The 24546-nt window shown below is 64.7% G+C and carries 17 protein-coding genes, 1 tRNA gene and 1 riboswitch; of the genes, 8 read left to right on the top strand and 10 right to left on the bottom strand.

The window, feature by feature from the left end:
• Nucleotides 1-8 precede the first annotated feature (8 nt).
• The 3 genes from ACTNBU_RS03275 to ACTNBU_RS03265 all read left to right on the top strand — a co-directional run bounded on the left by ACTNBU_RS03275 (nt 9) and on the right by ACTNBU_RS03265 (nt 2347).
• Nucleotides 9-1238 (top strand): M20 metallopeptidase family protein, encoded by a 1230-nt coding sequence (locus tag ACTNBU_RS03275; protein WP_441030691.1) that lies wholly within the window; start codon nt 9-11, stop codon nt 1236-1238.
• Nucleotides 1239-1303: 65 nt separating this feature from the next.
• Complete coding sequence (locus ACTNBU_RS03270) at nt 1304-2077, top strand: polysaccharide deacetylase family protein (RefSeq protein WP_441030689.1); 774 nt, start codon at nt 1304-1306, stop codon at nt 2075-2077.
• Nucleotides 2078-2271: 194 nt separating this feature from the next.
• A tRNA-Ala gene (locus tag ACTNBU_RS03265) sits at nt 2272-2347 on the top strand.
• 119 nt (nt 2348-2466) lie between these two features.
• Here ACTNBU_RS03265 and ACTNBU_RS03260 read toward each other — a convergent pair.
• From ACTNBU_RS03260 to ACTNBU_RS03215, 10 genes are all read right to left on the bottom strand, one after another.
• Nucleotides 2467-3159 (bottom strand): MgtC/SapB family protein, encoded by a 693-nt coding sequence (locus ACTNBU_RS03260; protein ID WP_441030687.1) that lies wholly within the window; start codon nt 3157-3159, stop codon nt 2467-2469.
• Between the two features lie 11 nt (nt 3160-3170).
• Nucleotides 3171-3896, bottom strand: coding sequence for an MgtC/SapB family protein (locus tag ACTNBU_RS03255; protein WP_441030685.1), 726 nt, complete (start codon nt 3894-3896; stop codon nt 3171-3173).
• Nucleotides 3897-4002: 106 nt separating this feature from the next.
• The gene (locus ACTNBU_RS03250; RefSeq protein ID WP_441030683.1) at nt 4003-4578 is read right to left on the bottom strand and encodes a YcxB family protein; all 576 of its coding nucleotides are present in this window, start codon (nt 4576-4578) and stop codon (nt 4003-4005) included.
• Nucleotides 4579-4753: 175 nt separating this feature from the next.
• Entirely contained in the window at nt 4754-6067 is a 1314-nt protein-coding gene (locus ACTNBU_RS03245; RefSeq protein WP_441030681.1) for a TRAP transporter large permease, read from the bottom strand.
• Entirely contained in the window at nt 6064-6618 is a 555-nt protein-coding gene (locus ACTNBU_RS03240) for a TRAP transporter small permease (protein ID WP_441030676.1), read from the bottom strand. Before ACTNBU_RS03240 ends, ACTNBU_RS03245 begins: the two co-directional genes overlap by 4 nt.
• A 158-nt stretch (nt 6619-6776) precedes the next feature.
• Nucleotides 6777-7859, bottom strand: a complete 1083-nt coding sequence (dctP, locus tag ACTNBU_RS03235; protein WP_441030665.1) for a TRAP transporter substrate-binding protein DctP — start codon at nt 7857-7859, stop codon at nt 6777-6779.
• A 238-nt stretch (nt 7860-8097) separates the two neighbouring features.
• Nucleotides 8098-8889, bottom strand: coding sequence for an HAD-IIA family hydrolase (locus tag ACTNBU_RS03230; protein WP_441030663.1), 792 nt, complete (start codon nt 8887-8889; stop codon nt 8098-8100).
• A gap of 24 nt (nt 8890-8913) precedes the next feature.
• Complete coding sequence (locus ACTNBU_RS03225; RefSeq protein WP_441030661.1) at nt 8914-10086, bottom strand: NAD(P)-dependent malic enzyme; 1173 nt, start codon at nt 10084-10086, stop codon at nt 8914-8916.
• Between the two features lie 35 nt (nt 10087-10121).
• Nucleotides 10122-11231 (bottom strand): Ldh family oxidoreductase, encoded by a 1110-nt coding sequence (locus tag ACTNBU_RS03220; protein WP_441030659.1) that lies wholly within the window; start codon nt 11229-11231, stop codon nt 10122-10124.
• A 488-nt stretch (nt 11232-11719) separates the two neighbouring features.
• Nucleotides 11720-12286, bottom strand: coding sequence for a glycerol-3-phosphate responsive antiterminator (locus ACTNBU_RS03215; RefSeq protein ID WP_441030657.1), 567 nt, complete (start codon nt 12284-12286; stop codon nt 11720-11722).
• A 298-nt stretch (nt 12287-12584) separates the two neighbouring features.
• A riboswitch (cobalamin riboswitch) is annotated at nt 12585-12816 on the top strand.
• A gap of 171 nt (nt 12817-12987) precedes the next feature.
• Between ACTNBU_RS03215 and ACTNBU_RS03210 the strand changes: the two genes are divergently transcribed.
• From ACTNBU_RS03210 to ACTNBU_RS03190, 5 genes are read left to right on the top strand one after another with little or no spacing between them, the layout of a single operon-like run.
• Nucleotides 12988-18492, top strand: coding sequence for an S-layer homology domain-containing protein (locus ACTNBU_RS03210; protein ID WP_441030655.1), 5505 nt, complete (start codon nt 12988-12990; stop codon nt 18490-18492).
• Between the two features lie 16 nt (nt 18493-18508).
• Complete coding sequence (locus tag ACTNBU_RS03205; RefSeq protein ID WP_441030653.1) at nt 18509-20143, top strand: S-layer homology domain-containing protein; 1635 nt, start codon at nt 18509-18511, stop codon at nt 20141-20143.
• Nucleotides 20144-20161: 18 nt separating this feature from the next.
• A complete protein-coding gene (locus ACTNBU_RS03200; protein WP_441030651.1) occupies nt 20162-20920 on the top strand; it encodes a DUF4430 domain-containing protein in 759 nt (252 codons plus the stop codon).
• A 24-nt stretch (nt 20921-20944) separates the two neighbouring features.
• The gene (locus ACTNBU_RS03195; protein WP_441030649.1) at nt 20945-21841 is read left to right on the top strand and encodes an energy-coupling factor transporter transmembrane component T family protein; all 897 of its coding nucleotides are present in this window, start codon (nt 20945-20947) and stop codon (nt 21839-21841) included.
• Nucleotides 21814-24429: an ATP-binding cassette domain-containing protein gene (locus tag ACTNBU_RS03190; protein WP_441030647.1), complete on the top strand. Its 2616-nt coding sequence runs from the start codon at nt 21814-21816 to the stop codon at nt 24427-24429. The genes ACTNBU_RS03195 and ACTNBU_RS03190 overlap by 28 nt, the downstream gene beginning before the upstream one ends.
• Nucleotides 24430-24546 lie beyond the last annotated feature (117 nt).

Genomic DNA, 24546 nt, shown 5'->3' with positions numbered 1-24546 from the left:
AGGATACCATGTTGGACTATCAGAAGATGGCTCTGGCCATGAAGGACGAGGTGGCCGGCTGGCGGCACCAGTTCCACAGCCATCCGGAACTCTCCTATCAGGAGGAGAACACCACGAAGCGGATCGTGGAGATCCTGCGGGAGATCGGTTATGAGAACATTCGGGTGGGCGTGCCTCACTGCCCCAACAGCGGCGTGACAGTGGACCTGAATCCGGGCAAGCCGGGGCGGTGCATTGCCCTGCGGGCGGACATCGACGCCCTGCCGGTGACGGAGGAGACGGGGCTGGAGTACGCCTCTCAGGAGCCGGGCGTCATGCACGCCTGCGGCCACGACTCCCATATCAGCATGCTGCTGGGAGCGGCCAAGCTGCTGTATCAGATCCGGGATCAGGTCCCCGGAAACGTGCGGTTCATCTTCCAGCCCGGCGAGGAGAGCACGGAGCCTCTGTTCCAGAAATGGGGAGCCCAGTTGGTCACCGAGGGCAGCGGCTGGATGGACGGCGTGGACGCCGCCTTCGCCCTCCACGCCTGGGGGACGCTGCCCACCGGCGTCATCCACTACACCCCCGGCCCCTTTATGACCGCCAACATGGTGGCCCGGATGAAGGTCTGCGGCGTGGGCGGCCACGGCGCCATGCCCCACACCTGCGTGGACCCGGTGGTCATCGCCTGCCAGATCGTGACGGCATGGCAGACCATCGTCAGCCGGGAGACGGACCCCCTGAACGTGGCCGTGGTGACGGTGACGGACATCGAGGCGGAGTCCACCGGCGCGTTCAATGTGATCCCGCCCAGCGTGTCGCTGGTGGTGGGCGTCCGGACCTACAACGAGGAGCTGATGGACACCGTGGCCAGACGCATGGAGGAGATCGCCCGGGGCATCGCCACGGGCATGCGGGCGGAGATCGAGTTCTCCGCCGAGAAGGGCGTACCTCCGGTGGTCAACGATCCTACCTTCACGGAGCGGGCCGCCAAGGCCATCCGGAAAGCGGTGGGGAAGGATCACATTACGAAGACCTCCCCGGTGGCCCCCTCGGAGGATTTCGCCTGGTATCTGAAGAAAGTACCCGGCGCGTTGATGTTCCTGGGCGTGGGAGATGCGGAGAAGGGCACCAACTACGCCCAGCACCATCCCAAGTTCAACGTGGACGACGACGCCATGCCTGTGGGCATCGCCAGTCTGGCGGCGGTGGCCTGCGACTATCTGGCGGGAGCTGAGGAGCCGGAGGGCGAATAAGGCCTCCGGAGCGGTTCATAGCGGTCTTTCGCGGCGCATAAACTCTTCTGAAAGGGGGATTCGCCATGAAGATCATCACCTGGAAACCGAAGAAGAGAGCGGCGCTGCTGGCGGCGGTCCTGGCGCTGTGCGTGGCGGGATACGTGGCGGCCTGGCCGTCTCTTGCCGGGGCCTACGCCACGGACCGGCCACTGCCCATCTACTGCGTGGACACGAAGCAGAAGACCTGCTCCATCAGCTTCGACGCTGCCTGGGGGAATGAGGACACCCAGACCCTTATCGACATCCTGGAGAAGTACCAGGTCAAGGCCACATTTTTCGTGGTAGGGGACTGGGTGGACAAATACCCGGAGTCGGTCAAGGCGCTGTCAGACGCGGGGCATGAGGTCATGAGCCACTCCAACCACCACGACCACTACAACTCCCTGACGGCGGAGCAGATCACCGCGGATCTGAAAGCCTCCTGCGACAAGGTGGAGGCGGTGACCGACGTGCGTCCCACTCTGATCCGCTGTCCCTATGGAGAGTACGACGATCATGTGATCCGGACCATCCGGGCCTGCGGCATGGAACCCATCCAGTGGGATGTGGATTCGCTGGACTGGAAGGAGATCCCCGCCAGCGAGATCACCCAGCGGGTGACCAGCAGGGTCCAGCCCGGCTCCATCGTGCTGTTCCACAACGCGGCCAAGCATACGCCGGAGGCGCTGCCGGGGATCCTGGAGAATCTGATCTCCCAGGGCTACACCATCGTTCCGATCTCCAAGCTGATCCACCCCGGCACCTGCGGCGAGGACTATACCATCGACCACACGGGGAAACAGTTTTTGAAGAACTAGGGGACAGGGGGGCGGGGAGGGAGAATGCCGCTCCGGATCGGGCGGGCTCCCTCTCTGTTCCCGTTTTTTCAGAGGGTCAAAAGGAGTCTCACAAAAAAATAAAAAAAACGAAAAATAATTGTTGACATTTGGGGGATGGTCTGGTATAGTAATCATTGTTCCGAGTGCGGAACACGAAAACAGAGAGGTTGTTTGGGGGTATAGCTCAGCTGGGAGAGCGCTTGACTGGCAGTCAAGAGGTCAGCGGTTCGATCCCGCTTATCTCCACCAAAAAGTCCTGAAATCGAAAGATTTCAGGACTTTTTCTTTGCTTTTATATCAATTTTAAACGGGGACGGCTTTGCCGTCCCCGTCTGATGGTAATGCGTATGAACTGGGAACCCGATCTCTCACAGCTCCTGCACCAGGACTACGCCAGGAATGGCATGGAGGGCATTAAGAAGCCAGTTGGCGGTACACTTCCGGTTCAGCCGCAGAGTGAAGATGGCGCAGGAGGTGATCTTCTCGCCATCGGAGCTCCGGGTAATCTCCACGTCCAGCAGCTTCAACTCATGCTCCCGGTAGAAGCGCAGGACGCAGTCCAGCGTCTGCTTGCCGTTGTATTCCATGTAGAGATTGATCTCCTGGGCGTGCTCCAGCATATGGTACTCCAGCTTGGAGAACAGCAGCTCCGCCAGAAGGATCAGGATCGTGGCCAGGATGCCGCCCTCGTAGAAGCCGGCGCCCAGCGTCAGACCAATGATGGCCGCCGCCCACAGTCCGGCGGCGGTGGTGAGGCCCTTGACCCGCTGGCGGCGGGTGACGATGATGGTGCCCGCGCCGATGAAGCCCACGCCGGCCACCACCTGGGCGCCCAGACGGGCCATATCGGTGTAATAGTGCAGCACCAGATACAGATACTGACTGGTCAGCGTGGTCATGGCCGCGCCGAGACAGATGAGAATGTGGGTGCGGAAGCCCGCCGGACGGCGTTTGTACTCCCGCTCCATGCCGATGATGCCGCCGCAGACTGCCGACAGCAGCATCCGCACGGCCACGGACAGGACCGTGATATCCCGCAGCGGGTCGAAAATGGATAACATGACGCCGCCTCCTATACTTCGTCGATCATGGTGATGGTCTCCAGTTCTGCAATGGCCGTCAGCACCTGCTCATGGGCCCGGCGGTGGTTCAGCCGGATGGAGAATACGGCGCTGGGCTGCTGGGCGCGGCTCTCTTTCCCGCGGGTGATGTCCACCTCATAGATCTGGGCGTTCTGGGCCTTGATCTGCCCGATGATCCTGCCTACATCGTCCATGGAGGTGAACTCCACGTAGATGTTCATATTCCGGGCCCGCTCCACGACGGCGGTCTCCAGATAGGGGAGGAACCGGATGCACAGGAAGATCAGCAGGAAGGCCAGGAAAACGCACTCGTAGAACCCAGCGCCGATGGCCAGGCCCATGCAGGCGGAGGCCCACAGTCCGGCGGCGGTGGTGAGGCCCTTGACCTCCTGTTTGCCCGTCACGATGATGGTGCCGGCGCCCAGAAAGCCGATGCCGTTGATGACCTGGGCGCCGAACCGGGAGACGTCGGTGCGGATACCGATCTCTCCGGCGATGTCGTTCCAGGCACCGTTGAGCATCAGATATTCATACTGGCTCAGCAGCATGGTCAGCGCGGCGCCCATGCATACGAACATGTACGTCCGGAAGCCCGCTGCCCGGCCTTTCCGGCCCCGCTCGATGCCCAGCATCCCGCCGAACAGCATGGAGAGGATCAACCGGAGGGCGACAGACGGCAGCGTACACTCGCGCAGAAATGCAAATGATTCGATCAAAGAGAATGCCCCCTTTCTGCCGCCCCGGCGGACAGCATCCCGTCGGGATCCGGCACATCAGGTATTCTATGAAAAGGGACGCCGGTCCGTGTCTGAGGACGTGTCCTCACAGCTGACGGGAATGGCCGTCCCGGTCCCGCAGCTTCCGCATCAGCCGGGACAGAGGGGTGCTGCGGGACTGAAATTTCTGGCCGCAGCGTTCCTCCAGGAAGGTCCGGAAGGCCCGGGACTGATCTCCCAGGGCCGCCTTAGGGATCATGTAGCCCCCGTACTGGTCCCGGAAGATGTAGTAATACTGGAGATCCTCCCCCAGACGGTACACCTCGCTGTAGGGCAGCAGGGTCTCCCGCTCCTTTTCCTCCGGCAGGGGCACCACTTCCATGGCGTTTTTCCGGAAGCGGTACCGGGAGGCGGGGAAGGGCATGCCGGACTGCCGGACCTGGTCCGCCAGCTTGTGGGCCGTGTGATTGGCGGAGCTGTACGTGCTGGTGGTGAGATAGCAGCCGTAGGCCATGATGAGGATGCCCCACCAGCTGGAGAAGTTTACGATGCCCACCAGCACCAGGGCCAGGCTGATGAAGGACCGGGCCGCCCAGTTTTTCCCGCAGAACAGGTTGTACTGCATGTGGGCCAGAGCCTCAAAGCTCTCCTCGCTGTGGTGCATTTCGACTTCATACTGCATGAGAACCCTCCGGAAAAACGTGTTGACACGGGGCATTGGGGTAAAAAATCTGAGAGGCCCCGCAGCCTCTCAGATTCCCGGCTGCCGCAAAAGCCCGCTGGACTCTTGCGGCAGCCTGAAAAATGCCGTTATTTCTGCGCCGTGCGGCGCGAAAATTCTTTTCAATGAACAGGGATCAGCCGGCGGCTCCGTACAGCAGATCCGGCACGATGGTGATCAGCACCGGGCAGAAGGTCAGGAGCAGCAGCACCAGCAGCAGGCACACGATAAATGGCCAGACCTCTTTCAGGAACTCGCTGATGGGACACCCTGTGATGCCGCAGGTGGTGAACATCATGGAGCCGAAGGGAGGCGTGATGCCGCCGATCATGATGTTGACGATGGCCACCAGACCGAAGTGGTACACGTCCACGCCCAGAGTCCGGGCCACGGGCAGCAGCAGCGGCGTGATGATCATCAGCGCGGCGCCGCCTTCCAGGAACATGCCCATGATCAGGAAGACCACGTTGCACAGGATCAGGAAGACCCACTTGTTCTCCGTGATGCCCAGAATGGCGGAGGCCACGATCTTGGGCAGGTTGATCCAGGTCATGTACTGGCCGAAGACGTTGGCGGAAACCATGATCAGCACCACGCTGGAGGTACCGGAGATGGTGTCCAGCAGAATGGGGATCAGGTGCTTGCGGAAGCTCAGCTTCTTGTAGACCAGACGGCCGATGACGAAGCTGTACAGCACGGCCACGGCGCCGCCCTCAGAGGGAGTGAACAGACCGAAGCGCATGCCCAGGATGATGCCGAAGGGGAAGAACAGACCCCAGAAGGACACCAGTGCCTGCTTCAGGATGACGGAAATGGGCGGGAACTTGTCCCGGGTGGTGGGATAGTTCCGCTTGTGGGAGATGATGGCCACGGTGATCATCATGGAGATGGCCATCAGGATGCCGGGTACGTAGCCTGCGGCGAAGGTCCGGCCCAGAGACGCCTGAGCGATCAGGGTGAAGATGATCAGGTTGACGCCGGGGGGGATGACGGGAGTGGCCGCCGAGGAGGCGGCGGTGATGGCCGCGGAGAAGGCCTTGGAGTAGCCACGCTTCTCCATCTCGGGCACCAGCATCTTGGACTGCATGGCGCAGTCGGCATTGGCGGAGCCGGAGCAGCCGCCCATCAGCATGGACAGCAGCACGTTCACCTGTGCCAGACCGCCCTTCATGTGGCCGGTGACGCACTCACAGAAGTCCATCAGCTTGTCGCTGATGCCGCCGAAGTTCATCACCGAGCCGGCCATGATGAAGAAGGGGATGGCCAGCATGGAGAAGGACTGGGTGGAGTTCATCACCTTCTGAAGGATCAGCCAGGGCAGGGAGGTGGTGTCGATGAACAGGAAGTAGAAGAAGGTGGAGCCGAACAGGGCATACACGATGGGCAGGCCCAGGAAGTAGAGAATGAAGACCATGAAGACGGGGATCAGATCGACCAGTGTCAGCGTCATGCCTCATGCCCTCCTTCCTCTGCGGCTTCTGCGGCGGGCTGCTTCTTCTTGATGATGTGGAAGCGGTCCGTCAGCAGGAAATAAACGGAATAAATGGTGGAAAGACCGAAGCCGATGGGCACGGCGATCCCGGTGTAGACCTTGGGAACACGCAGCATGTCGGAGAGGGCGATCTTCAGAACGCCCTTGGAGAAGACCAGGTTATAGGCATACTGAGCGCTAATGACCGTCAGCATGATCAGAATCAGCAGTTCCACGATGGACATGATGTCCCGTACCACAGCCTGCATTTTGGAGGGCATGGCATTCACCAGAATGTCGATACCCAGATGGGAGTGCTTGCGGTAGGCATAGGCGCTCCCGATGAAAACCGTCCACACGAACAGGCTGGTGACCACTTCCTCGCTCCACTGGATGGGGCTGTTGAGGAAGTAGCGGCAGATGACGTTCAGATTGACCAGAATCGTACACAGTGACAGCGTCACCGCGGTGATCACGGCATCCAGGTTCGTTATGACCGTTTTCAACGTAATTTTCTTTTTACGTTCCATACTCATTCCCTTCAAAAGTCGGTTGAGACAGCACGATTCTGGTCAGGGCGTGACGGCGTCACCCACCCGGGGACCGTCATATCCGGTACGGGCCGTCCGCCAACGCGGACGGCCCGTACCGGATGGAAATTCCATTACCGGCTGTAGGCGGAAAGGGATCAGGAGTGGCTGGCGCGGTACTCAGTGACCAGATCCAGCAGCTTGCCCTGCAGTTCGGGATCAGCACCGTACTCTTCCACGATCCAGTCATAGACGGGGGCGCAGGCCTCGGTAAAGGCGTCCAGGTCGACCTCGTTCCAGGTCACGCCGTTCTCGGCCAGCATCTTCTTCTGGGTCTCCTCGTCTTCGGCGCAGGATTCCTGCTCCCACTTGCCGCACTCAACAGCGCACTCGTCGATGATGTTCCGCCACTTCTCAGGGATGGACTGATACAGATCCTCGGGCATGAACAGCCAGCGGGTGGCGATCAGGTGGTTGGTCAGAGCGACCTTCTTCACCAGCTCATAGGGAGCGCCGGCACCGGCCAGGGTGGAGGTGGAACCCTCGAAGCCCTCAACAACGCCGGAGGAGATGGCGGACAGGCACTCGGTGAAGCTCATGGGAGTGGGGGTGGCGCCCAGGCACTCCACGGTCTTGGTGAACATGGCGGAGGAGGTGGAGCGCAGCTTGACGCCCTTCAGATCAGCGGGGGTGTGGATGTCACGGTTGGTGACCACGCTGCGGAAACCGAAGGAATAGTGGGTGTCCAGAATGTGGATGTTCTCAGCGGCCAGACGGTCGATGACGTCCTGAACAACGTCGGACTCCATGACGTAGTTGTACTCGTCGTTGGTGTTGTACAGCATGGGGCCAATGAGCATGGCGGCGTCGCCCACGTAGTCGGCGAACAGGGAGGGCTCTTCCAGACCCATCCAGTTGGCGCCGTTGACAGCCTGGGTGACGGAGTCACCGTAGCAGTCCAGCTCGTTCTGGCCATAGTAAGTAACGGAGATGTGGCCCTCGGTGCGCTCGGTGATCATCTCAGCCAGCTTCTCGGAGGCCTTATAGTTCCACTCGGTGGGCTGGAACACGTTGGAGAACTTGATCTCCAGATAGTAGTCGTCAGCGGGATCGGCGGCGGTGGAGGCGGCTGCACTTCCGGAGGAGCCGGTGGAGGCCGCGGGAGCGGCTTCCTGTCCGCCGCAGGCACACAGAGAGAGCGCCATAGCCAGTGCAAGAAGCAGTGCGATTGTCTTTTTCATCTGAATTGTCCCCTTCTCTTTTATTTACTGCCGGAGCTCCGGAAAGACCTGCATGGATTTTCGGAAATTTTGCATAAATCCCGCGGAACTCCAACAATATTTATTGTAGAACGATTTACGGGAAATGTCAATAAAAACATAAAAGACCGGAATTCTGCAAGCTGTTTCTGTACAGAATGCACAAAAATGTTTTTGCATTTGGATATAAACGACAAAACCTACGGGAAAACTGTGGGCATTATGCCATATGCTCAAGGATCTCCCGGATATCGCGGTAAGTACCAGCGGGATGGATGCCGAATTTCTCGATATCCTCCGGCACGCCCTCGCCGGAGAGGACGAAGGCGGTGTCGATGCCGGCGTTGACGCCGCAGGCGATGTCGGTGTAGATGCGGTCGCCGATGAGGACGGTCTCCTCCGGGGAGAAGCCCCAGCGCTCCATGGACAGCAGGGCCATCTCCGGCTCCGGCTTGCCGATGAACTTGGGACGGCGGCCGGTGGCCCGGAACAGCATCTCGCAGACGGAGCCGCAGTCCGGCACGGAGCCGTAGGAGGTGGGGCAGACCCAGTCGGGGTTGGTGGCCACGAAGTCCACGCCCCGGCCCAGCAGGATGCAGGCGTCTTCCAGCTTCTGGAAGGTCAGCTCCGTGTCGAAGCCGCACACCAGCAGGGAGATGCCGTCCTCCAGCTTGTCCGTCACATGGAAGCCCGCCTCGCTGAGCTGCTGGCGGAAGGTGCGGGTGCCGAAGGCGTACATCAGGGCGCCATCATACTTGCCCCGCATGTACCAGATCAGGGCGTCCACGGAGGTGAGGAAGTCATCCGCCGTGGCATCGATGCCCATGCCCCGCAGCCGGTCCACGTAGGCGGTGACGCTGCGGGAGGAGTTGTTGGTGACGAACAGGTACTTGCCGCCCCGCTCCCGGACGGCGCGAAGGAAGTCCTTCGTGCCGTCAAAAAGGGTGTCGCCCAGGTAGATGGTGCCGTCCATGTCCAGCAGGAACAGCTTTTTCTGTTTGAGATCGATCATGGGCCGTTCTCCGTGGGCGGCGGGTCAGATGCGGGCCACGCCGGACTTCCGGGCGGCCTCGGCCACAGCCGCGGCCACGGTGGGACCCACGCGGGGATCGAAGGCCTTGGGGATGATGTAGTCCTCGTTCAGCTCCTCGTCGGAGATGAGACCGGCCAGCGCCTGGGCAGCGGCCATCTTCATCTCCTCGTTGATGTCGCTGGCGCGGACGTCGAAGGTGCCCCGGAACACGCCGGGGAAGGCCAGCACGTTGTTGATCTGGTTGGGATAGTCGCTGCGGCCGGTGGAGATGACCCGGGCACCGCCCGCCTTGGCGTCGTCGGGGAAGATCTCGGGGGTGGGGTTGGCGCAGGCGAAGACGATGGCGTCCTTGTTCATGGTCTTCACCATCTCGGTGGTGACAGTGCCGGGGGCGGACACGCCGATGAACACGTCGGCACCCACCAGCATGTCGGCCAGGGAACCGGCCTTGTGCTCCAGGTTGGTGACCTCGGCCATCTCGGTCTTGATCCAGTTCAGGCCCTCACGGCCAGCGTAGATGGCGCCCTTGCGGTCGCACATGGTGACGTTTTTGAAGCCCGCGGACAGCAGCAGCTTCACGATGGAGATGGCGGCGGCGCCGGCGCCGGAGGTGACCACCTTCACGTCCTCCTTCTTCTTCCCCACCACCTTCAGGGCGTTGGTCAGGCCCGCCAGGGTGATGATGGCGGTGCCGTGCTGGTCATCGTGGAAGATGGGGATGTCGCACTTCTCCTTCAGCTTCCGCTCAATCTCGAAGCAGCGGGGAGCGGCAATGTCCTCCAGGTTGATGCCGCCGAAGGAGCCGGAGATGTTGTACACGGTCTCCACGAACTCGTCCACGTCCTTGGTCTTGACGCACAGAGGGAAGGCGTCCACGCCGCCAAAGGCCTTGAACAGCACGCACTTGCCCTCCATGACGGGCATACCGGCCTCGGGGCCGATGTCGCCCAGGCCCAGGACGGCGGAGCCATCGGTGATGACGGCGCACAGGTTGTGGCGGCGGGTCAGCTCATAGCTCTTGGAGATGTCCTTCTGGATCTCCAGGCAGGGCTGGGCCACGCCGGGGGTGTAGGCCAGGGACAGGTCGTCCTTGGTGGCCACGGGCACGGTGGCCACGACTTCGATCTTGCCCTTCCACTCGCCGTGCAGGCGCAGGGATTCCTTCGCGTAATCCATAGATGTTGTCCTCCAGTTTGTTATTTGTGATCCAATTATTTCTCAAAGGGGAAGCGATAGTCCAGCTTCAGTTCGTCCCGCAGGCCGATGAGCTCCTTCTGGATGGCGTCGCCCACGGGCACGCCCTTGTCCTTGCGATCCTGCCAGGCCAGATACTCCTTCTCACCGGCGGTGTAGATCCGCTCGGCGCCGGGGGCCTTCTCGGAGGCGCGGAGGCCGCGGCAGATGTCGCCGGCGGTCTTCTTGAAGGTGTCCAGACCCATGAAGAACTCGGGGTTGATGACGAAGAAGAAGTGGCCCAGACGGTACATCTTGTTGCTGCCGTCCGGATTCTTGCCGCTGAGCTCCTTCATGAAGGGACCACCGGCCAGAGCGGCGGACAGGATCTCCACGATGGTGGTGAAGCCGTAGCCCTTGTAGCCGCCGGTCTCCTCGCCCAGGCCGCCGATGGACAGCAGGGCGCACTTGCCGGCCCGCATGTCCTTCAGGATCTGGCCGGAGTCGGTCATGGTGCCGCCGTCCTTGGTGACCACCAGGCCCGCGGGAGTGGGCTTGCCCATGCGCTCATAGAACTCGATCTTTCCGTTCTGGACGATGGAGGTGGCGCAGTCGAAGTTGAAGGGGAACGCCTCGTCGGTGGGCATGGTGAAGGTCATGGGGTTGGTGCCCATCATGGGCTCCACGCCGAAGGTGGGGGCCACGGAGGGACGGGCATTGGTGCCGCTGATGCCGATCATGCCGGCCTTCTCGGCCATGGTGGTCCAGTAACCGGCGATGCCGTAGTGGGTGGAATTGTAGATGGCGCCGCCGGCCATGCCGTACTGCTTGGCCTTCTCGATAAGCATTTCCATCATGTGGTAGCTGGCCACCATGCCCATGCCGTTGTTGGCGTCCATCACCACGGTGGTGGGGGTGTCCTTCACGATGTCCATTTTGGTGACGGGCAGCAGGGTGCCGTTCTTGATGCGGTCCAGATAGATGGGCTTGAAGCGGTTGCAGCCGTGGCTCTCAATGCCCCGCCGGTCAGACTCCAGCAGGACGTCGGCGCAGATTTTGGCGTCCTCCTCGGGCACACCGTAGGCCTTGAAGACGTCGATCATAAAGCTGTTCATGAGTTCCCAGGGTACATAGGGTCTGGTTTCCATGTTCTCGCTCTCCTTTTATGATTTTGAACCGTGAAAAGGGCAAAAAAAGAGCGCAACAACACCAGCCGGACTGGTCGTTGTCACACTCATCTCTCACAACTCTTTCAGCTAGGACTTATTATAACAGGGTATTGTTGAAAATGCAAGATTTTTTTGGAAATTCTCCGAAACTTTTGTCAGGTTATTAAAAAGCGAACAGCCACCGACGCCCCCGCGTCCCTCGTCCCCGATGTTCCCGCCGCAGCGGGAACGAGGTTCCAGGGGAGTCCTAAGGGGGCTGGAAGCCCCCTCAGGTTTCGCCGGCCGGAGCCGGCGAAATGGCCGGAATCATTTTTTCCGGCGGCGTGTACGGCGGAAAAAATACCTCTCAGGGAACCGGAGTGTGCAAGCGAAGCGAGTGCGCGCAGGTTCCCGGCAGTCCCCTTCGGCAAAGTGCCTGCACTTTGCCGAAGGTTTTCTCGTCCGAATGCTTGCATTCGGACGAAGCATTAAAGGTCCCCCCACAGCGCCTCGCAGGTGGTGGAGATGCACTGCGCCCCGGCGGACAGGGCGTTGATGACGTCCTCCTTATCGGAGATGAGCCCGCCGGTGATGACGGGAATGCTGGTGGCGGCGCACACCCGGCGGATCATCTTGGGCATGACGCCGGGCATGATCTCCACCAGATCGGCGCCACAGGCGTCGATCTGCTTTTCCAGATTGGTGAAGGACAGAGAGTCCACCAAAAAGATCCGCAGCACCGTCAGCAGGCCAATGGCCTTGGCCCGGCGCAGCAGCGGAGGGCGGGTGCTGATGACGCCGTCGGCCCGGGTGTACTCCCGGATGAAGTCGGCGGCGATCTCCTTGCCGCCCAGCCCCTGGGTCAGGTCCAGGTGGACGAAGGCCAGCTTGCCCCGGGTCTTGGCCCGGTCCACCAGCTCCCGGATGTTGCAGATGCTGCCGAACAGGAAGAACAGGATGTCACAGTCGGAGGCCAGAGCGTGCTCCAGCTGTTCCTCGTCCTTGACGGCGGCAATGATGGGATTTGACTCAAACAGCTGCAGCTCAGATCTCATGGAAAACTCCTCCGATCCTCTGGATGGCGCGTCCGCGGTAAATGGAAACGGCCTGGACCCTGCGGCGGTGGAAAAGCGCAGGCTGCCTGACCGTCTTGTACGCTTTCACTATACTACAATCCGGCGGAATCGGCAAGCGAAAGATGGGAGAAAGCCGGGAACGGCAGCGGAGAACGGCGAAAACTGGCGGTTGACAGCACCCTTGGAACGGTGTATCCTACAAAAAAGGAAGGAAATCCCTTCCGGACAATCGAATCATGCTCCGGCTTTTGTGGCAGATGCGCGACCCCGTCCCGGCGGCGGGACACGCATTCTTGTTCGGCTGAACAAGGGAACCAGGTCAGAACCCTGGACACGGCGGGGACCGGCTGCGGACAGCCATCCCGCTGTGCTGTAATCATGGAGCGTGCCCTTTTTCCGCGAAAGCGGGTCACTGGCTGCGGCAGCGGCTGGGAAGGCGAGGGGCAGGCGCTGGCGCGTGTGCGCCTGAACATGTGAGTCAGAAGACCTACAAAGAGAGAGGGACCTCACCGGGAGTGGGGTGTCCCTTTTGCGCCAGTTTTACGAAAGCGGCGGTATTTTGAATACTGCCGCTGATTTTGTCATGGACAAAAGCGGATGCGGAAGCGTCCGCTTTTTTATTTGGAGGACAGAAGACACCGTAATTTCTGTTCCGGATGATTCGGCAAGGGGGAACACTGATGAAAAAACGAATCGCATCGCTGCTGCTGGCCTGTGTCCTGACGCTGGGCCTGCTGCCTATGGAGGTCCTGGCCCGTGAGACGGACACCGCCGTGGTGTACCTGACGGTCAGCGTCCGGGGCGTCCTGGCGTCGGACAGGGACGGCCAGGTCATGGCCCGCCGCCCGGTGACCGTCACCGATCTGGACGGCGACGGCACGCTGACCTATGACGAGGCCCTGACGGCGGCCCACGCCGCCTGCTGCGCCGCCGGGACGGAGGGCTATAGCGCCCCCGGCGGTTACGTCAGCCGTCTCTGGGGAGAGGACAGCTACAACACGCTGTTCTTCCTGAATGACACCGGCCTGACAGGCGGCGTCACGGACGCCGCCGTCCATGACGGCGATGCGCTGACGGCCTCCGTCAACCTGGACGACACCTACTACGCCGACTGGTACGCCTTCTTTGGCCGGGGAACGGCGGAGGTCTCCGTGGGGACGGCCCTCACCCTGACCCTGAAGGGCCATCTGGGCATGGCCTGGAGCGAGGAGGACCTGAAGGACGTACCCCTGAGCGGCGTCGCCGCGGGCGTCTGGGAGGACGGGACCTTCGTCCCGCTGGACGGCGCGGTCACCGGTGAGGACGGCCGGGTGACGCTGTCTTTTGACCGGCCGGGCACCTACTGTGTCACCGCCTCCGGCACCGTCCCCGACGAGGTGGTGGTGGACTGGTCCACCTATGAGACGGCCACCGTCCCGTGCCCCATCATCGCCCCGGCCTGCGTGGTGACGGTGACGGAGGAGCAGAGCGGCGGCATGAGTGACAGCGAGGCCGTGGCCGCCATCTACGGGGAGTTCTCCGACAGCGCAAAGAAATACAGCAGCGCCACCGGAACGCCCCTGGTGTTTCCCCTGACTTACAACGGGACGGAGTACACCAATGTCGTCGACTATCTGAAGGCCTGGGCGAAGGCCGAGACCGGCCGGGAGGTGACGGTGAATTACACCCCCAGCCTGTCTGAGACCACCTATACGGAGTGGAACAGCGGCAGCCCCGTGACCCGGTCCTACACCGGCATGGACGAGACGGGGAACATCACCCAGGACTACTTCAAGGACAACAATCCTAAGCTGCTGAACTGCCTGAAAAACGTGACCTTCACCGTGGGAGGCGAGACGTCTTCCACCATTGCCAGCCTCTACATCCGGGTGACGTCCCTCCAGCGGACGCCCCGGGAGATCGTGGATTATGTGGCGGAGAACCTGTGCTTCGCCCGCATCCGGAACGGCAGCGCGTCTCCGGACGCTGTCACCCGGCCGTTGGGCGCAGTCTCCGGCAGCACCGTGTCCCTGCCCACCTCCAGTGAGCTGTACGGCACCGCCAGCGCCTCCGTGGCCTGGACGCTGAAGCACGTCAGCGGCAAGTCGGACGCCCTGACCCTCAGCGGCAGCAAGACTGCCGTCTCCCGGCCCAACGTGGGTGAGAAGGACGCGGTGTTTGACCTCATCGCAACTGTCACCGCCAAGGCGGACAGCGGGGTGTCCCGCACCGTCACCCACCGGCTGACGGTCCCCGCCTTTGCGGGCGTCCCGGTGACCGTCCGGGTGCCGGAGGGGGCCTCCCTGTCTCTCACCGACGGGTACTACGGAAACGCGGCGGTGGACGGGAAGTACATCGTCCAAACGGACGGCGCCCCGGCGGGATGGCAGGACTATATCTGTACCCTCCACACCAATGCCGATGGCGGTGCCCAGTCCTTCGGATACACGGTGAGCAAGCCGGGGTTCCTGACGAAGACCGGCACCTTCACCGTCACCGGCGCGGAGACGGAGCCGGTGGTCATCGACCTGACGGCCTCCTCCGACATCGATACCCGGCTGGCGTCCCTGGAGATCCTGACCCCCGCCGTCACCGGCTTCGACTTTGACCCGGAGGTGACGGAGTACACCGTGGAGGTCAGCGGCGCCCAGTTCGTGAAGCTGACGGCTGCGGCGGCCACGGAGGGGGCGTCCGTGAAGCTGACTTCCTATTATAAAAGCGTTGCCAACGCCAACAGCGGCGTTCTGACCACCACTGGAGCCATCCTCTCCGCCTCCGGCACCGCCTGCTATCTCCCGGACGGGGCAGACACCGTGTCCCACATCGCTGTCACCGTCACGGCCCCGGCGGGCAGCATCCAGGTGGAGCCGGCCCGGACGTACACCATCCACGTGAAAAAGACGGCCTCCACCGGCCCGCTGACGGGCCTGACCCTGACGGCCTCGTCCTCCGGCACCGGTACGAAGAACACCATCAGCGCCGGGGACCCGGTGCCCGCCGAGGAGACCCTGACGCCCGCCTTCGCGGCAGGCGACCGGACGGGGAGCTACACCTACACCGTGAACTACTGGCGGGACCGGCTCACCGTGAAGCCCACCGCCGCAGGCTGCGCCATCACCGTCAACGGCGGGACTGTGGACAGCGGCAAGACCTCCGGGGAGATCCCTCTGGAGGTGGGAGACAACACCGTGGCCATCCAGGTCACGAAGGACGGCGAGACGGTGGACTATACCGTCACTGTCCATCGGAAGGCGGAGCTGCGGCTGACGGACGTGACGCTGGACGAGGGCGCCCTGAACGCCGCCCTGCCGGAGAACGGCAGCGGCTGGACCGGCTCCTGCGGCTTTGCTTACAGCGCGGACACCGTCCATGTGACGTTCCATACCAATCTGACCGCTGAGGAGGAAGAAGCCGTCACCGTTCTGGCGGTGCTGAACGGCGTGACCTGTGAGGGCCGGGCCGGGGAGCCCATGGCTCTGCCGGTGGGAGACGCGGAAAAGGCTATGGTGACGGTGTGGCTGTGCCGCACCGCGGCCGACGGCACGGCGGAGGGCCAGAAGTACGTCATCGGCCTGTACCGCAGGGCTTCCGATTCCCCCAGCGCCGTGGAATCCTACCTCCCGGCGCCGGGCCAGTTCGTGAACCTGCCGTCCTGGCAGGAGGTGGGAAAGACCCTCACCGGCTCCGCCGCCGTGACGCTGGGCACCTTCGGCGGCAGCGTGGTCTACCGGTATGACGAGCCCATCCGCAACGACCCCGCCAATCCCTACGGCGTGGACTTCATCGTGGTGGGCAACTGCTTCACCGACAGCGACGGCGAGACCTCCGCCAGCGCGGCGGAGCCCGCCGCGGTCATGGTGTCCCGGGACGGCGAGACCTGGTATGAGCTGGCGGGCAGCCGGTACTACGAGGCGTCCACCGTCCACGGCGTCACCGTCACCTACACCAACGGGGACACCGCTTTCACAGCGGCGGCGGACATCCCTTGGACGGACAGCCTGGGCAATTCCGGCGTCCTGCCCAAAAACAGCTTCCACACCCAGCCCTACTATCCCGACCCGGCGTACTACGGCGCGTACCAGACCGGCGCGGGAGCCAACGTCACCTACACGGCGAAGTCGGTGTCCTTCACCGGCAGCCGTCTGGCCTCCGGCGGGTTCTGCGCCTTCGGCTACGCCGACTGCCACAGCGCCGGGGCCGACGGCGGCAGCGGAGCCGCCAATCCCTACGCCGCGGACCACCAGTGGACCTACAACGGCGACGGCTTCGACCTGGCCTGGGCGGTGAATGAACACGGCGACCCGGTGGAGCTGGACGAAGTCTCCTACATCAAAATCTACAACCCCGTTCTCAGCTACGGCACCACCAGCGGCGAGATCTCCCCGGAGATCACCGCCGTGCTGCGGGCACAGCCCGCCGCCGGGGCCGTGGGCGTCAGCGGCGGCCTGACGGCCCTGTCCGTCAACGGGACGCCGGTGGAGCTGACGGAGGGCGTCACAGCGTACACCGTGGACGGACAGGGGGCGTCCGTCCTCACCGTCACCCCCACCGCCGCAAACCCGGACGCCAACATCTACGTGTCCGCCCAGCGGGTGGCCTCCGGCATGGACAGCGCCCCCATGACGGCGGTGGGCAAGCTGCGGATCATCGTCCAGGAGGAGGACCGGGAGCCGGTCATCTACATCCTGAACGTCGCCAACACGGCGACCCCGGAGGACGGCGCGGACCTGACGGGTCTGACCCTGACTCCCGGCGGCGTCACCGCCGTCCCCGACGCGTCGGACACGGTGGAGTTCTCCGTGGACAGCGCCGTCTCCGCCGTGCGGCTGACGCCTGCGGCCAGCGACGGCGCGGCGATGACCCTCACCGGCGGCGCTCTGGAGACCGCCGTGACCCTGACCTCCGGCGCTGCCAGCGAGCCGCTGGCGCTGTCCGCCGGGGAGAATTGCTTCCTGCTGATCGTCACCTCCGCCAGCGGCGAGCGGACGAAGACCTACAGTGTCGTCATCCGCCGGGCGGCGTCCGGCGGCTCCTCCGGCGGCACGGAGGACGGCACCATCCGTGTCACCTTCTCCCTCACCGGCGACACCGTCCACTATGACCCGGACACCGGGGAGTACACCGGAAAGCACACCGATCCCACCTGGATCGCCCGCACCACCGTCCAGGTGCCGGAGGATTCCACGGTGCAGTACGTCACCGAGCTGATGCTGAACAACGCCGGACTGGACTACACCGCCAACACCACCTACGTCTCGGAGATCAACGGTCTGGCGGAGCTGGACAACGGACCCAACTCCGGCTGGATGTACCGCCACAACGGCACCATCGCCGATGAGGGCTGGGACAGCCGGACGCTGCGCAGCGGCGACACCGTCCAGTGGTTCTACACCGACGACTACACCAAGGAGACGGGCTATCAGGGCAGCTGGGACGCGGTCAACAGCGGCTCCGTCCCGGCCGGAACGGCCGCTGTCAGCGACGTCATGGATCTGATCCGGGCCATCGGCACGGTGAATGCGGACAGCGGCCCCGCCATTCAGGCCGCCCGGGCGGCCTATGACCGGCTCGCCGACGCCCAGAAAGAACTGGTCACCAATTACAGCGTCCTCACCGGCGCCGAGGCGGCTTGGGCGGCTCTCACCGGCGGCCTGCCCTTCACGGATGTGGAGGGCCACTGGGCGCTGGACGCCATCCGCACCGTGTACGGAGTGGGCCTGATGAAGGGCACCGCCGCCGATACCTTCTCCCCGGAGGGCGCGGTCAGCCGGGGAATGATCGTCACCATCCTGTGGCGGCTGGAGGGAAGTCCCGCGCCGGAGAGCGCCGCACCCTTTACCGATGTGGCAGCGGAGTCCTACTGCGCGGACGCCGCGGCCTGGGCCTCCGCCAGCGGCATCGCCGCCGGTTACGGCGACGGCGCCTTCCGCCCCAACGCCCCCGTCACCCGGGAGGAGCTGGCGGCGCTGCTGTACCGCTACGCCGGCTGGAAGCAGGCCGGCGTCACCGCCCGGGGCGACCTCAGCATCTTCGCGGATGAGGCCAGCGTGGGGGCCTGGTCCCGTGACGCCATGGCCTGGGCCTGCGGCACGGGTCTCCTCACCGGTACGGCGCGGAATACCCTGGAGCCGAAGAGCGGCGCCACCCGAGCCCAGACGGCGGTGATCCTGACCCGCTGGCTGGCGCTGTCCGACCAGGATGGCTGAAAGGGGAGGGGACGGGATGAACACCATGAGACAACGGGCCGTGGGCCTGCTGCTGGCACTGACGGTGCTGGCCGGCCTGTGGGTGCCCGCGTCGGCGGCGTCGGAAAGCGCGCTGAATGACGCCGCGGAGCGGGCGGCGGCCTATATGCTGCGGACCGTGGAGCAGCCCCGGGTGGGCAGCGTGGGCGGCGAGTGGGCCGTCCTGGGCCTGGCCCGCGGCGGCTTCGAGGTGCCCCAGACCTTCTGGGACAGCTATTACGCGGCGGTGGAGGCGGAGACGGCGGCCTACAAGGGTGTCCTCCACGAGAAGAAGTACACGGAGTACGCCCGGGTGGCCATCGCCCTGACGGCCATCGGCGCGGACCCCACGGATGTGGCGGGCTATGATCTGCTGACGCCCCTGGGGGACTTCGACAAGACCGTCTGGCAGGGCATCAACGGCCCCGTCTGGGCGCTGCTGGCCCTGGACGCCGGAGACTATGAAATGCCGGTGAATGCCGACGCCAAGACCCGGGCCACCCGGCAGATGTACGTGGAGGAGATCCTGTCCCGTCAGCTGGACTGCGGCGGCTGGGACCTGACCCATCGGGGCGGCGGCTCTGACGCCGACGCCGACGTCACCGGCATGGCCCTCCAGGCCCTGGCGAAATATCAGGACCAGACGGCGGTGGGGGACGCGGCGGAGCGGGCGCTGTCCTGGCTCAGCGATGCCCAGGACGCCGGCGGCGGCTGGTCCAGCGGCGGGACGTCCAACGCGGAGAGCACGGCCCAGGTGCTGGTGGCCCTGTGCGAGCTGGGCATCCCCCTGGACGATCCCCGGTTTGTGAAGAACGGCCATTCCGCCCTGGACGGTCTGCTGGGCTATCAGCAGCCCGACGGCAGCTTCCTCCACACCGGCGGCGGCTCCGGCTCCGGCCAGATGGCCTCGGAGCAGGGCCTGTACGCCCTGGTGGCCGCACAGCGGGCCCTCCGGGGGGAGAACAGTCTCTACCGCATGGGCGACGCCGCGGTCCGGATCGCGTCCACCGCCGGGACGGGCCTGCCGGGGAAGCACCCGGACGTGCAGGCCCCGGCGGTGACGACCCCCGACACGACCTTCCCGGACATCGCCGGGGACAAGTACCGCTCCGCGGCGGAGACGCTGGCGGCGCGGGGCGTCCTGACGGGCTTTGCCGACGGCACCTTCCGTCCGGAGAGCCGCCTGACCCGTGCCCAGTTCGCGGTGGTGACGGTCCGGGCGCTGGGCCTGCCCCAGCAGACCGCCGGTGGGTTCGCCGACGTGGCCTCCGGCAGCTGGTGCGCCGGTTACGTGGGCGCCGCCCACGCCTATGGCGTCGTCAACGGCAGGACCGAGACCGTGTTTGATCCCGACGGCACCATCACCCGCCAGGAGGCGGCGGTGATGCTGGCCCGCACCGCCCGGCTCTGCGGTCTGGACACTGCCCTGACGGACGGAGAGGTCCTGGACGCCCTGGCCCCCTTCGGCGATTACCGGATGGTGGGGGACTGGGCGAAGGCGAGCGTGGCATTCTGCTGCCGGACAGGCCTCTTTGACGCGGACGCCCTGGATCTGGAGCCGTACCGGCCCATCACCCGGGGTGAGGCTGCCCAAGCGGTGACGGCCCTGCTGGACGCCGCAAAGCTGCTGTAATGTAAAGGAGAGAACGCCATGAGACAAAAGCACGGTCTGTGGAAGCTCCTGCTTCCCCTGGGCGTCCTGCTCCTGCTGATCGCCGCCTTCTGCCTGGACGGCGGCGCTGACAGACAGGCCCCGGACGCTTCTGCGTCCTCCTCTGCGGTGTCGTCTCCGGCGGAGCCTGCCGCCGCGGAACCGGCGGAGGCGGACCCGGAGCAGGACCTGACGGAACTTCCGGAGATCCCGGAGGAGCCGGACACGCCGGAATCCCCGGAGGAAGTTCCCGAGACGCCGGAGGATCCCGCTGCCGCCCCGGCGGCGTCTCCGGCGGCGTCAGCGACCGCCGCACTGTCCGGCGGAACGGCGGACGGCACGTACACCTGCACCATCTCCGTCAGCTGCGCCGCCCTGCTGGACAACATGGACCTGTGCGACCCGGAGAAGACGGAGCTGGTGCCCTCCGATGGCTGGCTCCTGCCGCCCACGGAGGTGACGTTCTATGAGGGGGAGAGCGTGTTCAACGTCCTCCAGCGCACTTGCAAACAGCGGAAGCTCCACATGGAGTACGAGAACACGCCCCTCTACGGCAGCGCCTACATCGAGGGCATCGGAAACCTGTACGAATTCGACGCCGGAGAACTGTCCGGCTGGATGTACGCCGTCAACGGCTGGTACCCCAACTACGGGTGCAGCCAGTATCTCCTGGAGGACGGCGACGAGATCTGCTGGCGCTACACCTGCGACCTGGGGGCGGACATCGGCGGCGCCGCCGCGGACCAGCGGAGCGCGTAAGAAAGCAACGAGAGGAGGGACGTCATGGAGCGCCGGAACGCCTTTTCCGACTGCCATCCCCTGGTGAATTTCCTGTACTTCGCCCTGGTGCTGCTGTTTACCATGTTTTTTCTCCATCCGGTGTGTCTGGCGGTGTCCCTGACGTCGTCCCTGCTCTGCGCGGCGGACCTGTACGGCTGGCGGAGGGTGGGACGCCAGCTGCGGTACCTGCTGCCCATGGCCCTGCTGGCGGCGGTGCTGAATCCGGCCTTCAACCATGAGGGGGCCACCATCCTGACCTATCTGCCCTCCGGGAACCCCCTGACCCTGGAGAGCATCCTGTACGGACTGGCGGCGTCGGCCATGCTGGCGGCGGCTGTGGCCTGGTTCACCTGCGCGTCGGCGGTGCTGACGTCGGACAAGCTGGTGTGGCTCTTCGGGCGGCTGCTGCCCGCCCTGTCCCTGCTGCTGTCCATGACCCTGCGGTCCGTGCCACGGTTCCAGGCCCGGTTCCGGACGGTGCGGGAGGCCCGGCGGTGCGTGGGACGGGACGGCTCCGGCGGGAGCTGGTTCCGGCGGCTGAAAAACACTGCCGCCCAGGTGTCTATTTTGGTGACGTGGTCACTGGAGAGCGCCGTGGAGACGGCGGACAGCATGCGCGGCCGGGGCTGGGGCCTGCCGGGCCGCACGTCCTTCTCCATCTACCGGCTGGAGGGCCGGGACCGGACGCTGCTGGTCTGGCTGGCTTTCTGCGGTGTCTTCATCGCCGCCGGATGGGCGGCGGGTGGCCTGGACTGGCGGTACTATCCCACGGTCCGGGGGACTCTGACCGGCGTGCTGCCCGTTGGCTTTCAGCTGGTGTATCTGGCCCTTTGCCTGACGCCGGTGATTTTCAATAGGAGGGAGGCCCGCCAATGGACACGTTCACGCTCCGCCACCTGAGCTTCACCTATCCGGGACAGACCCGCCCCGCCCTGTCGGACGTGTCCCTGACCGTGGAGCAGGGGGCCTTTCTGGTGGTGTGCGGCGCCTCCGGCTGCGGTAAGACCACCCTTTTGCGGCAGCTGAAGCCGGCCCTGTCCCCCCACGGGCGGCGGGATGGGGAGATCCTGTTCGAGGGCCTTCCCCTGGAGGAGCTGGACCGCCGGGCCGCCGCCGGACGCATCGGCTTCGTCCAACAGTCCCCGGACAGCCAGATCGTCACCGACCGGGTGTGGCATGAGCTGGCCTTCGGACTGGAGAGCCTGGGGTGGGACACCCCGTTCATCCGCCGCCGGGTGGCGGAGATGGCGGCCTTCTTCGGCATTGAGGACTGGTTCTACCGGGACACGGCGTCATTGTCCGGCGGTCAGAAGCAACTGCTGAATCTGGCGGCGGTGATGGTGACCCAGCCCGCCGCCCTGATCCTGGACGAGCCCACCGCCCAGCTGGACCCCATCGCGGCGTCGGACTTCCTGGCCATGCTGGGGAAGATCCACCGGGAACTGGGCACCACCGTGATCCTGACGGAGCACCGTCTGGAGGAGGTGTTTCCCCTGGCCACGGAGGCGGCGGTGCTGGACCGGGGGCGGCTGATCTGTACCGGCACACCCGGGGAAGCGGGCATGGCCCTGCGGGACCGGGGCCACGCCATGTTTCTGGCCATGCCCGCCGCCATGCGGGTCTGGGCGGCGGCGGACACGGACGCCCCCTGTCCTGTCACCGTCCGGGAGGGCCGGGACTGGCTGAAGGAGTTCCAATCGGCCCATCCCCTGCATCCCGTGCCGGAGACGCCGGAGCCTCCCGCCGGGGAGACGGTGCTGTCCGCCGGGAAGCTGTGGTTCCGGTATGAACAGAACGGCGCGGACGTGGTGAAGGGCCTGTCCCTGACGGTGGGGCGGGGCGAACTGCTGGCCCTGCTGGGGGGCAACGGCGCGGGAAAGACCACCGCCCTGAAGCTGCTGAGCGGCCTGCTGACGCCCCAGCGGGGAGAGGTATGCCGCCATGGGACGATTGCCCTGCTGCCCCAGGACCCCCAGGCGCTGTTCGTGAAGAACACCGTCCGGGAGGAGCTGGCAGAGACGCTGGAGGAGCTGCCACTGACGGACACGGAGCGGGGCGGACGGACGGCCCGCATGGTGCGGCTGTGCCGTCTGGAGGGTTTGCTGGACCGCCATCCCTACGACCTCTCCGGCGGCGAGCAGCAGCGGACGGCCCTGGCCAAGGTGCTGCTGACGGAGCCGGACCTGCTGCTGCTGGACGAGCCCACCAAGGGCCTGGACGCCGCCTTCAAGCAGGCGCTGGGGGAGATCCTCCAATCCCTCCGGCGGCAGGGGACGGCTATCCTCATGGTGAGCCATGACGTGGAGTTCTGCGCCCGGTACGCCGGACGGTGCGCCCTGTTCTTCGACGGCGGCGTCGTGACGGAGGGCCCACCCCGGGACTTCTTCTCCGGCAACAGCTTCTACACCACCGCCGCCAACCGCATGGCCCGGCCCCTGCTGCCCCGGGCCGTGACGCCGGAGGACCTGATCCTGGCCTGCGGCGGCGTCCTGCCGCCACCACCGGAATGTCCGCCGGAAACAGACGGTTCCGGCTTCGCCGCAGCCCCGGAGACGGTGGGGCGTCCGGCGAAAAAGCTGCCCCGGTGGCGGAAATATCTGGCGGTGGTCTCCGGACTGGCGGCTCTGGCGGTGCTGCTGCGCACCGCCGCCTCCGGCGGGCTGACGCCGGAGAGCGGCCCGTCTGTGGGACAGTACGCCGCCTTCCTGCTGCCCCTGCTGGTGCTGGCGCTGTGCGTCCGGCGGCCCGCCGCCCCCATGCCGCGGCCGCCTGAAAGAGCGGGGGAACGGCGTCCCTCCCGGCGGTCCGTTCTGGCGGCGGGCGGGGTCCTGCTGCTGATCCCCCTGACGCTGCTGGCGGGACAAGTCTTATATAATGGCAGAAAATATTATTTTATTGCACTATTGATCCTGCTGGAGGCCATGCTGCCCTTCTTTCTCCTGTTTGAGGGACGGCGGCCCCGGGCCAGGGAGCTGGCGGTGATGGCGGTGCTGTGCGCCATCGGCGCGGCGGGCCGGGCGGCGTTTTTCATGCTGCCCCAGTGCAAGCCGGTGATGGCGCTGACCATTCTGACGGGGACGTCCCTGGGCACCCAGACGGGCTTCCTGGTGGGAGCCGTCACCATGCTGACCTCCAACATCTTGTTCGGGCAGGGACCCTGGACGCCGTGGCAGATGTTCGCCATGGGCTTCACCGGCTTTCTGGCGGGGGTGCTGTTCCATCGGGGGCCGCTGCCCCGGAGCCGGGTGGCACTGTCCGCCTTCGGCGCACTGTCCGCCGTGGTGATCTACGGCGGCATCATGAATCCGGCGGCGGCCCTCATGTGGGCCGGGACGCTGGACGGGAAGCTGCTGCTGGCCTACTGTCTCTCCGGCCTGCCCATGGACTGCGTCCAGGCGGCGGCCACGGCGCTGTTCCTGTGGTTCGCCGCGGAGCCCATGCTGGAGAAGCTGGATCGGGTGAAGACCAAATACGGCCTGCTGGAATAGGCGGGCGCTTCCGCGAACACACTCCGGAGCCGGGGACGGCTCCGGAGTTTTTCTGCCTTTTTCTGTCCGCCGGAGATTTTGCTTGACTATTCCGCCGGGGCGGCTATAATATGAAAA

It is taken from the genome of Dysosmobacter sp. HCP28S3_G4, from assembly GCF_052065175.1.
GTDB lineage: Bacteria > Bacillota > Clostridia > Oscillospirales > Oscillospiraceae > Oscillibacter.
Note: the sequence above shows the minus strand (reverse complement) of the source record. Positions and strands in the feature narration are given on the sequence as shown.